This window comes from Mycobacterium sp. 1245852.3, from assembly GCF_001669335.1.
GTDB lineage: Bacteria > Actinomycetota > Actinomycetes > Mycobacteriales > Mycobacteriaceae > Mycobacterium > Mycobacterium europaeum_A.
On record NZ_LZLL01000607.1, the window covers coordinates 1 to 9,370 of the forward strand.

The following is a 9,370-nucleotide window of genomic DNA, read 5'->3' on the forward strand; positions in this document are numbered from 1 at the left end:
GAGTCCGCGCTGTGGGAGGCCTCGCTGTTCGAGGAGCACGGCTTCGGCGACATCAAGATCAGCGTCAAGCACAACGATCCCGTCGTGATGGTCGCCGCCTACGAGCAGCTGGCCGAGCAATGCGACTACCCGCTGCATCTGGGCGTCACCGAGGCCGGCCCCGCCTTCCAGGGCACCATCAAGTCGGCGGTCGCCTTCGGTGCGCTGCTGTCGCGGGGGATCGGTGACACCATCCGGGTGTCGCTGTCGGCGCCGCCGGTCGAGGAAGTCAAGGTCGGCATCCAGATCCTCGAGTCGCTGAACCTGCGCCCGCGCGGGCTCGAGATCGTGTCGTGCCCGTCCTGCGGCCGCGCCCAGGTCGACGTCTACACCCTGGCCAACGAGGTCAGCGCCGGCCTGGACGGGCTGGACGTGCCGCTGCGCGTGGCCGTGATGGGCTGCGTCGTCAACGGCCCGGGGGAGGCCCGCGAGGCGGACCTCGGCGTCGCATCGGGAAATGGCAAAGGCCAGATCTTCGTTCGCGGCGAGGTAATCAAGACCGTGCCCGAAGCCCAAATCGTCGAGACGCTGATCGAAGAGGCGATGCGCATCGCCGCTGAAATGGGCCACGAGATGAACAGCGGCGACGGGCCCGAAGCAACATCCAGCGGTTCACCTGTTGTCACCGTAAGCTGATGAAGGCCAGCGACGTTCTGGTCTGAGAATTCGCACCATAGAGAGTTCGCCCTATGTCGGCTCCGCCCCTGTTCCGCCTTGTCGGTGAGCGACGGGTGTCGGTGGTGCGCGACGCGGCCGCCGTCTGGCGGGTGCTCGACGACGATCCCGTCGCCTCCTGCATGGTCGCGGCGCGGGTGGCCGACCACGGCATCGATCCCAACTCGATCGGCGGCGAACTGTGGACGCTGCGCGGCGCCGACGAATCGCTGTGCTTTGCCGGCGCCAACCTGATTCCGCTGCGCGGCGCGCCGGCCGACCTGAGCGCGTTCGCGGACGAGGCCATGCGCGGGACGCGGCGCTGCTCGTCGCTGGTCGGCAGGGCCGACCTGGTGATGCCGATGTGGGAGCGGCTCGAGGCGGCCTGGGGTCCGGCTCGCGACGTGCGCGACCGCCAGCCGCTGCTGGCGTTGTCGAACCACCCCAGCTGCGACCTCGACCCCGGGGTGCGGCAGGTCCGGCCCGAAGAGCTGGACGCCTATCTGGTGGCCGCCGTCGACATGTTCATCGGCGAAGTGGGCGTCGACCCGCGCATCGGCGACGGCGGCCGCGGTTACCGGCGCCGGGTGGCCAGCCTGATCACGGCGGGGCGGGCCTGGGCGCGGTTTGAGCACGGCCAGGTCGTCTTCAAGGCCGAGGTGGGCTCGCAGTCCCCGGGCGTCGGCCAGATCCAGGGGGTGTGGGTGCACCCGGAGTGGCGCGGGCTGGGCTTGGGCACCGCCGGCACCGCGACGGTGGCCGCGGTGATCGTCGGCACCGGGCGCACCGCCAGCCTTTACGTCAACGACTTCAACACGGTGGCCCGCGCCGCCTACGCACGGGTGGGCTTCACCGAGATCGGCACCTTCGCGACGGTGCTGCTCGACTAGCCGGTCACGTTCGCCGCGAGCGCCCGGCCAGCCGGGCGCCGGGTGACCAACGCCCGCGTGGCGGGCCCTCGGCGCACAGATGGTCCGCAAATCCACGCATCACGGTTCGGTCTCGGTGTGTCGGCGCCCCTGTTCAGGCCACAGTTCTTAACATCAGCACCGATGGTAACGAGAACAACAATTGCCACATCTGCCTCAGGCGTGCTGCTGGTCGCGGCCGTCGCCCTGTCCGGCTGCACGCCGCGGCCCGACGGCCCGGGCCCGGCCGCGGAGAAGTTCTTCCGCGCCCTGGCCGTCGGCGACACCGCGACCGCGGCGCAACTCAGCGACAGCCCGAACGAGGCCCGTGAAGCCCTCAACGCCGCCTGGTCCGGCCTGCAGGCAACCCACCTCGATGCCCAGCTGCTCAACGCCAAGTACGCCGAGGACAGCGGCACGGTCGGCTACCGCTTCACCTGGCACCTGCCCAAGAACCGCACGTGGACCTATGACGGCCAGCTGAGGATGGCCCGCGACGAGGGGCACTGGGCCGTGCGGTGGACCACCACCGCGTTGCACGCCAAGTTGGGCGAGCACCAGACGTTCGCGCTGCGCGCCGACCGGCCGCATCGCGCTTCGGTGAACGAGCTCGGCGGCAGCGATGTGCTGGTGCCGGGCTACCTGTACCACTACACGCTGGACGCCACCCAGGCCGGACCCGCGCTGTCCGGCACGGCGCACGCCATCGTCGACGTGCTGCATCCCTTCAACGGCGCCCTCAACGATCCGCAGCTGCTGGCCGAGCAGGCCAGCTCGACGCCGCATCCGGTGGATCTGGGGGTGACGCTGCACCCCGACGACAACGACAAGGTGTCCCCGCTGATCGGGCACCTGCCCGGTGTCGTGGTCACCCCCCAGCCCGAAATGCTGCCCACCGACCCGCATTTCGCGCCCGCGGTCATCTCCGCCGTGAAGAAGGCGGTGGTCGACCAGCTCGACGGTGAGGCGGGCTGGCGGGTGGTCAGCGTCAACCAGAACGGCGTCGAGGTCGAGGTGCTGCACGAGGTCCAGGGGTCTCCGGCGCCGTCGGTGTCGATCACCCTGGACCGCACGGTGCAAAACGCCGCCCAGCGCGCGGTCGACAACAAGGGCGGCAAGGCGATGATCGTGGTCATCAAGCCGTCGACCGGAGAGATCCTCGCGATCGCGCAGAACGGCGGGGCCGACGCGGACGGTTTGCCGGCCACCAACGGGCTGTTCCCGCCGGGGTCGACGTTCAAGATGATCACCGCCGGCGCCGCCGTCGACCGCGGCATGGCCACGCCCAACTCGATGCTGGGCTGCCCGGGCCACCTCGACATCGGCCACCGCACGGTGCCCAACTACGGCGGCTTCGATCTGGGCGTGGTGTCGCTGTCGCGCGCGTTCGCCAGCTCGTGCAACACCACGTTCGCGGAGCTCAGCAGCCGGATGCCGCCGCGCGGCCTGACCCAGACGGCCGCCCAATACGGCATCGGCCTCGACTACACGGTGGACGGCGTCACCACCGTGACGGGGTCGGTGCCGCCGACGGTCGACCTGGCCGAACGCACCGAGGACGGCTTCGGCCAGGGCAAGGTGCTGGCCAGCCCGTTCGGCATGGCCCTGGTGGCGGCGACGGTCGCCGCCGGCAAGACGCCGGTGCCGCAACTCATCGTGGGCCGCCAGACGGCGGTCCAGGGGGACACCACGCCGATCAGCCCGAAGATGATCGACGCGCTGCGGCCGATGATGCGGCTGGTGGTGACCAACGGAACCGCCAAGGAGATCGCCGGCTGCGGCGAGATCTACGGAAAGACCGGTGAGGCCGAGTTCCCGGGCGGATCGCATTCCTGGTTCGCCGGCTACCGCGGCGACCTGGCCTTCGCCTCGTTGATCGTCGGGGGCGGCAGCTCGGAGTGGGCGGTTCGGATGACCAAGTTCATGTTCGAGGCGCTGCCGCCGAACTTCCTGGCCTGATCTGATGGGGGCGACCCGCCGCGCCCGGCTTCGCCGCGCTTGCGATCGCCCCTGATCTGATGGGGGCGACCCGCCGCGCCCGGCTTCGCCGCGCTTGCGATCGCCCCTGATCTGACGGGGGCGACCCCGGCCCGCTTCAGCGGTAAATTGCGAACATGACCGATACCGGCGGCGACATGGTGGCCCTGCGGGTCTCCGACGCCGACCGCAACGGCACGATGCGCCGGCTGCACAACGCCGTCGCACTCGGGCTGATCGACATCGACGAGTTCGAGCAGCGCTCGTCGCAGGTGTCCTACGCGCGCACGCGCGGCGAGCTGGACCATCTGGTCGGCGACCTGCCGGGGCCGGGCGCCATCGTCACCTCCGCGGCCGACCGGGTCGAGCTGCGGGGCTGGGCGGGTTCGCTGAAGCGCCACGGCGAATGGCAGGTGCCCACCCGCCTGGCGCTGGTCCGCCGGCTGGGCTCGGTGGAACTCGACCTCACCAAGGCCCGCTTCGCGGGGCCGGTGGTGGTCATCGAACTCGACATGAGATTCGGCTCCGTGGAGATTCGATTGCCCGACGGCGCCAGCGCGTCCATCGACGACGTCGAGGTCTACGTGGGCAGCGCCAGCGACCGTCGCAAAGACCCGCCTGGTGAGGGCAGGCCGCACGTGGTGTTGACCGGGCGGGTGGTGTGCGGCTCGGTGATCATCCGCGGGCCGCGGCGCTCGCTGCTGCGCCGTCAGCGGCTCTGAGCGTCCATCCGCCCTGCCATTAAGCTGGTCGCATGCCTGCTCGCACCGCGCTTTCCCCTGGAGAGTTGTCCCCGACTCTGCCGGTGCCCGGCAGTATCGCGCGCCCGGAATACGTCGGCAAGCCCACCGCCCAGGAGGGCAGCGAACCGTGGGTGCAGACCCCCGAGGTGATCGAGAAGATGCGCGTCGCCGGCCGGATCGCGGCCGGCGCGCTGGTGGAGGCGGGCAAGGCCGTCGCACCGGGCGTGACCACCGACGAACTGGACCGCATCGCCCACGAGTACATGGTCGACCACGGCGCCTACCCCTCCACGCTGGGTTACAAGGGCTACCCGAAGTCGTGCTGCACGTCGCTGAACGAGGTCATCTGCCACGGCATCCCGGACTCGACGGTGATCGAGGACGGCGACATCGTCAACATCGACGTCACGGCCTACATCGACGGCGTGCACGGCGACACCAACGCGACCTTCCTGGCCGGCGACGTGTCCGAGGAGCACCGGTTGCTGGTGGAACGAACCCGGGAGGCGACGATGCGCGCGATCAACGCCGTCAAGCCTGGGCGGGCGCTGTCGGTCGTCGGCCGCGTCATCGAGTCGTACGCAAACCGGTTCGGCTACAACGTCGTTCGTGACTTCACCGGTCACGGCATCGGTACCACGTTCCACAACGGCCTGGTGGTCCTGCACTACGAGCAGCCGTCGGTGTCGACCATCATGCAACCGGGGATGACGTTCACCATCGAACCGATGATCAACCTCGGCGGCCTGGACTACGAGATCTGGGACGACGGCTGGACGGTGGTCACCCGCGATCGCAAGTGGACCGCGCAGTTCGAGCACACCCTGCTGGTCACCGACACCGGCGTCGAAATCCTCACCTTGCCATGACTTTCGCCGGATGACCGGAGCCCTGCTGGTCGCGGGCACCAGCTCCGACGCCGGGAAATCGGTGGTGGTGGCGGGCCTGTGCCGGTTGCTGGCCCGCCGCGGGGTCCGCGTCGCCCCCTTCAAGGCGCAGAACATGTCCAACAACTCCGTGGTGACCGTCGAAGGCGGTGAGATCGGCCGCGCCCAGGCGATCCAGGCGCGCGCGGCGGGGCTGGAACCCAGCGTGCGCTTCAATCCGATCCTGCTCAAGCCGGGCAGTGACCGCACCTCGCAACTGGTGATCAAGGGTCGGGTCGCCGACACGGTCAGCGCGAAAAGCTATGTGCGGCACCGTGAACGGCTGTCAGTCATCGTCGGCGACGAATTGGCAAGCCTGCGTGCCGAATTCGACGCGGTGATCTGCGAGGGGGCCGGTTCGCCGGCCGAGATCAACCTGCGCGCCACAGATCTGGCCAACATGGGGCTGGCCCGCGCCGCGGGCTTGCCGGTGCTTCTGGTGGGGGACATCGATCGCGGGGGGCTGTTGGCGCACCTGTTCGGGACGGTCGCGGTCCTCGAGCCCGACGACCAGGCGCTGATCGCGGGGTTCGTCGTCAACAAGTTCCGCGGCGATCCCGCGCTGCTCGAACCCGGGTTGCGCCAGCTGCACGACATGACCGGCCGGCCCACCTACGGCGTCCTCCCGTACGCCGACGAGCTGTGGCTGGACGCCGAGGACTCGCTGTCGGTGGTCGCGCACCGCGTCATCGGCACGCCCGCCCCGCCGTGCGGCGACGAGTGGCTGCGGGTGGCCGCGGTCCGGTTGCCCCGGATCTCCAACTCCACCGACGTCGAGGCGCTGGCCTGTGAACCGGGCGTGCTGGTGCGCTGGGTCACCGACCCCGCCGACGTCACCGACGCCGACCTGATCGTCATCCCGGGCAGCAAGGCCACCGTCGCGGACCTGGCGTGGTTGCGCGGTCAGGGCCTGGCCGACGCGATCGCCGCGCACGCCCGCGCGGGCAAGCCGGTGCTGGGAATCTGCGGCGGATTTCAGATGCTGTGCAGTCGCCTAGACGATCCGGTGGAATCCGGCACGACGGGCGTGCCCGGGCTCGGGCTGTTGGACGCCGACATCGCCTTCGATGTCGACAAGACCCTGCGCCGCTGGCAGCGGCCGCTGTCCGGATACGAGATCCACCACGGCCGGGTCACCCGCTGCGCCGAGGCGAGCTGGTTCGAGTGCGGCGCCGATCCCCAGCCCCAGGGTGTGGTGCGCGGGGCGGTCTTCGGGACCCACTGGCACGGGCTGCTCGACAACGACGACTTCCGGCGCGGCTGGCTGCGCCGGGTCGCAGACGCGGCAGGCCGCGGCGGATTCGTGGTCGGTGACGTCGACGTCGCCGCCCGCCGCGACGCGCAACTCGATGTCGCCGCCGACTTGCTGGCATCCCATCTCGATATCGACGGTATTCTCAGCTTGCTTGATGGTCCCCCGCCGCGGCGACCGCATCTGGCAAGCGCCTTGCGCCCCTAGGGCATTCGCGCCCAGCGCGGTATGAACGCCGCCGTTGACGACGCGGCCGAAAAACGAATTTGCGTACCAGATGCCGAAGAATCGTCGCGCACGTATGCCGTTTGGTTGTAGCGTGCTGGGGTGTCCTCGATGATGACCACCCTGGACGGATTCCCCGTGCCGGTGGTGGTGGCCGGCCCGGAGAACGGCGTCGTCGTCGTCATACTGGGCGACGAAGACCGCGTCCCGGCGGCGTACGACGCGGTCTGCGAGCGCCTGCACACCGCATCGCTTCGGACGGTCGTGGTCGGCTTCGATTCTCGGCTGACCCCCAAGTCGCTCATCGGCATCCTCGACGCGCTGGGCATCGGCTGGGCCGTGGTGATGGGCGATCGCGCCGGCGCCGAGCTCGCCTGGGAGCTGACCGCCACGCGGCTGGGCCGCTTCGTCGGACTGGTGGTGATCGACCGCGGCCACCCGCGGGCCTCCAACTACGAGGGCGCCGTCACCGACGGGCACTGCCCGCCGGTCGAGATCGGCACCACCGTGTTGGTCAGCTCGCCGGCCGCCCGGGCCGTGGCGCAGGCCAGCCAGCGCTACGTCTACGCCGATTACCGGGTGGTGCACCTGGGGCGCCGCAGCGTGCAGGAGTCGACGGCGCAACTGGCCGCCGAGATCATTCTGCGCACCAGCACCTGGTAGCGCCTGGTTGACTGACGGTCATGGCCAGTGAAGAACCTGCCGTGACCGATCCCGGCGCCGCGATGCTGTCGTTGCCGGACCTGCAGCGATTGGTGGGCGCCGCTGAGGTGGACACGGTCATCGTGGCGTTCGCCGACATGCAGGGCCGGCTGGTCGGCAAGCGGATCGACGCCCGGTTGTTCGTCGACGAGGTGGCCACGCACGGCGCCGAGTGCTGCGGGTACCTGCTCGCCGTCGACGTCGACATGAACACCGTGAGCGGCTACGCCGTGTCGAGCTGGGACACCGGATACGGCGACACGGTGCTGCGGCCCGACCTGTCCACCCTGCGGCGCATTCCCTGGCTGCCCGGCACGGCGTTGGTGATCGCCGACGTGGGTTGGTCCGACGGCAGCCCGGTCGCCGTGTCGCCGCGGGCGATCCTGCGCCGCCAACTGGACCGGTTGGCCGAGCGCGGCCTGGCCGCCGACGTCGCGACCGAGCTGGAATTCATCGTGTTCGACGAGCCCTATCGCCAGGCGTGGGCCAACGGCTACCGCGGGCTGACCCCGGCCAGTGACTACAACATCGACTACGCGATCGCGGCGTCCTCGCGGATGGAGCCGCTGCTGCGCGACATCCGGCAGGGGATGATCGGCGCCGGCCTGCGCTTCGAGGCCGTCAAGGGCGAATGCAACAGGGGACAGCAGGAAATCGGTTTCCGCTACGCCGACGCGCTGATCACCTGCGACAACCACGTCATCTACAAGAACGGCGCCAAGGAGATCGCCGACCGGCATGGCAAGAGCCTGACGTTCATGGCGAAATACGATGAGCGAGAAGGCAACAGCTGTCACGTGCACCTCTCGCTGCGCGATTCGCAGGGTGGTGCCGTGTTCGCCGATCCCAGCCGCCCGCACGGCATGTCCTCGACGTTCTGCAGTTTCCTGGCCGGCCTGCTCGCCAGCCTGAGCGAGCTCACGCTGTTCTATGCGCCGAACGTGAACTCCTACAAGCGATTCGCCGACGGCAGTTTCGCGCCCACCGCGCTGGCGTGGGGTTTGGACAATCGCACCTGCGCGCTGCGGGTGGTCGGTCATGGATCCAACACCCGCGTCGAGTGCCGGGTGCCCGGCGGCGACGTCAACCCGTATCTGGCGGTGGCGGCCATCGTCGCCGGAGGGCTGTACGGTATCGAACGGGGCCTGGAGCTACCGGAGCCCTGCGCGGGAAACGCCTACCAGACTCCCGGCGTCGAGCGGTTGCCCGTCACCCTGGCCGAGGCGGCCTCGGCGTTCGAACGCTCGGCGCTCGCGCGGGACGCGTTCGGCGACGACGTGGTCGCCCATTACCTGAACAATGCGCGGGTGGAGTTGGCGGCCTTCAACGCGGCGGTCACCGACTGGGAGAGGATGCGTGGGTTTGAACGGCTCTGAGTTCGACGGTGGCGACCCGCTGCGCCCGGCTGCGCCGCGCTTGCGATCGCCACTGTCCGACGGTGGCCGCCCGCCCCGCCCGGTTGTCGGCCTCACGACGTACCTGGAGCGGGTGCAGACCGGCATCTGGGACATCCCCGCCGGGTACCTGCCCGCCGACTACTTCGAAGGTGTCATCCTGGCCGGCGGGATCGCGGTGCTGCTGCCACCGCAGCCGGTGGACGCCGAGATCGTCGATTCGGTTCTCGACAGCCTGCACGCCCTGGTGATCACGGGCGGCTACGACGTGGACCCCGCCAGCTACGGCCAGCAACCCCACCCGAGCACATCGGGCAGGTGCTGGTGCAACGTGCCGCCCAGGGCGACGTTGAGTATCTGTGCGCCGCGGCAGATTCCGAGCACCGGCAGGCCCCGCCGCAGCGCGCCACGCAACAGCGCGAACTCCCACGCGTCGCGGTCGGTGCGGGGCGCGTCGGTGCTCGGGTGGGGTTGCTGGCCGCGCTGGTCGGGGAGGCCGCCGATGCGCCGAGCTATCACCACCAGGCCATCGACAAGGTGGGGGACGGCC

At 69.9% G+C, this 9,370-nt stretch carries 9 protein-coding genes and 1 pseudogene; 9 read left to right on the plus strand and 1 reads right to left on the minus strand.

Annotated features, from left to right (window positions below; all coding sequences use genetic code 11):
• The 9 genes and pseudogenes from A9W96_RS28345 to A9W96_RS28385 all read left to right on the plus strand — a co-directional run.
• On the plus strand, positions 1-675 hold a 675-nt coding region (locus tag A9W96_RS28345; protein WP_197499691.1), incomplete at its 5' end, for a flavodoxin-dependent (E)-4-hydroxy-3-methylbut-2-enyl-diphosphate synthase.
• A gap of 53 nt (positions 676-728) precedes the next feature.
• The gene (locus A9W96_RS28350) at positions 729-1,583 is read left to right on the plus strand and encodes a GNAT family N-acetyltransferase (protein ID WP_066870268.1); all 855 of its coding nucleotides are present in this window, start codon (positions 729-731) and stop codon (positions 1,581-1,583) included.
• 162 nt (positions 1,584-1,745) lie between these two features.
• Positions 1,746-3,560 (plus strand): penicillin-binding transpeptidase domain-containing protein, encoded by a 1,815-nt coding sequence (locus A9W96_RS28355; protein ID WP_066870270.1) that lies wholly within the window; start codon positions 1,746-1,748, stop codon positions 3,558-3,560.
• A gap of 155 nt (positions 3,561-3,715) precedes the next feature.
• A complete protein-coding gene (locus A9W96_RS28360) occupies positions 3,716-4,300 on the plus strand; it encodes a DUF1707 domain-containing protein (RefSeq protein WP_066870273.1) in 585 nt (194 codons plus the stop codon).
• Between the two features lie 32 nt (positions 4,301-4,332).
• Positions 4,333-5,190, plus strand: a complete 858-nt coding sequence (gene map / locus A9W96_RS28365; protein ID WP_066870276.1) for a type I methionyl aminopeptidase — start codon at positions 4,333-4,335, stop codon at positions 5,188-5,190.
• 10 nt (positions 5,191-5,200) lie between these two features.
• Complete coding sequence (locus A9W96_RS28370) at positions 5,201-6,706, plus strand: cobyric acid synthase (RefSeq protein WP_067144531.1); 1,506 nt, start codon at positions 5,201-5,203, stop codon at positions 6,704-6,706.
• 129 nt (positions 6,707-6,835) lie between these two features.
• Positions 6,836-7,387: an alpha/beta hydrolase gene (locus A9W96_RS28375; protein WP_066870371.1), complete on the plus strand. Its 552-nt coding sequence runs from the start codon at positions 6,836-6,838 to the stop codon at positions 7,385-7,387.
• 41 nt (positions 7,388-7,428) lie between these two features.
• Positions 7,429-8,802 carry a glutamine synthetase family protein gene (locus A9W96_RS28380; RefSeq protein WP_156765456.1) on the plus strand — a complete coding sequence of 458 codons (1,374 nt, stop codon included), beginning with the start codon at positions 7,429-7,431 and terminating at the stop codon, positions 8,800-8,802.
• Positions 8,789-9,131: pseudogene (locus tag A9W96_RS28385) on the plus strand (gamma-glutamyl-gamma-aminobutyrate hydrolase family protein); the annotation flags it as partial. The gene A9W96_RS28380 and the pseudogene A9W96_RS28385, both read left to right, overlap by 14 nt.
• On the opposite strand, the gene A9W96_RS31065 reads toward A9W96_RS28385, so the two are convergent.
• Positions 9,103-9,342 (minus strand): gamma-glutamyl-gamma-aminobutyrate hydrolase family protein, encoded by a 240-nt coding sequence (locus A9W96_RS31065; RefSeq protein WP_369830885.1) that lies wholly within the window; start codon positions 9,340-9,342, stop codon positions 9,103-9,105. The pseudogene A9W96_RS28385 and the gene A9W96_RS31065 overlap by 29 nt on opposite strands.
• Between the last annotated feature and the right edge of the window lie 28 nt (positions 9,343-9,370).

Excerpts from the sequence above, each read along its gene's own strand:
- A9W96_RS28350 (WP_066870268.1), top strand. The coding sequence starts at position 729 with ATGTCGGCTCCGCCCCTGTTCCGCCTTGTCGGTGAGCGACGGGTGTCG.
- A9W96_RS28355 (WP_066870270.1), top strand. The coding sequence starts at position 1,746 with ATGGTAACGAGAACAACAATTGCCACATCTGCCTCAGGCGTGCTGCTG.
- A9W96_RS28360 (WP_066870273.1), top strand. The coding sequence starts at position 3,716 with ATGACCGATACCGGCGGCGACATGGTGGCCCTGCGGGTCTCCGACGCC.
- map (WP_066870276.1), top strand. The coding sequence starts at position 4,333 with ATGCCTGCTCGCACCGCGCTTTCCCCTGGAGAGTTGTCCCCGACTCTG.
- A9W96_RS28370 (WP_067144531.1), top strand. The coding sequence starts at position 5,201 with ATGACCGGAGCCCTGCTGGTCGCGGGCACCAGCTCCGACGCCGGGAAA.
- A9W96_RS28375 (WP_066870371.1), top strand. The coding sequence starts at position 6,836 with ATGATGACCACCCTGGACGGATTCCCCGTGCCGGTGGTGGTGGCCGGC.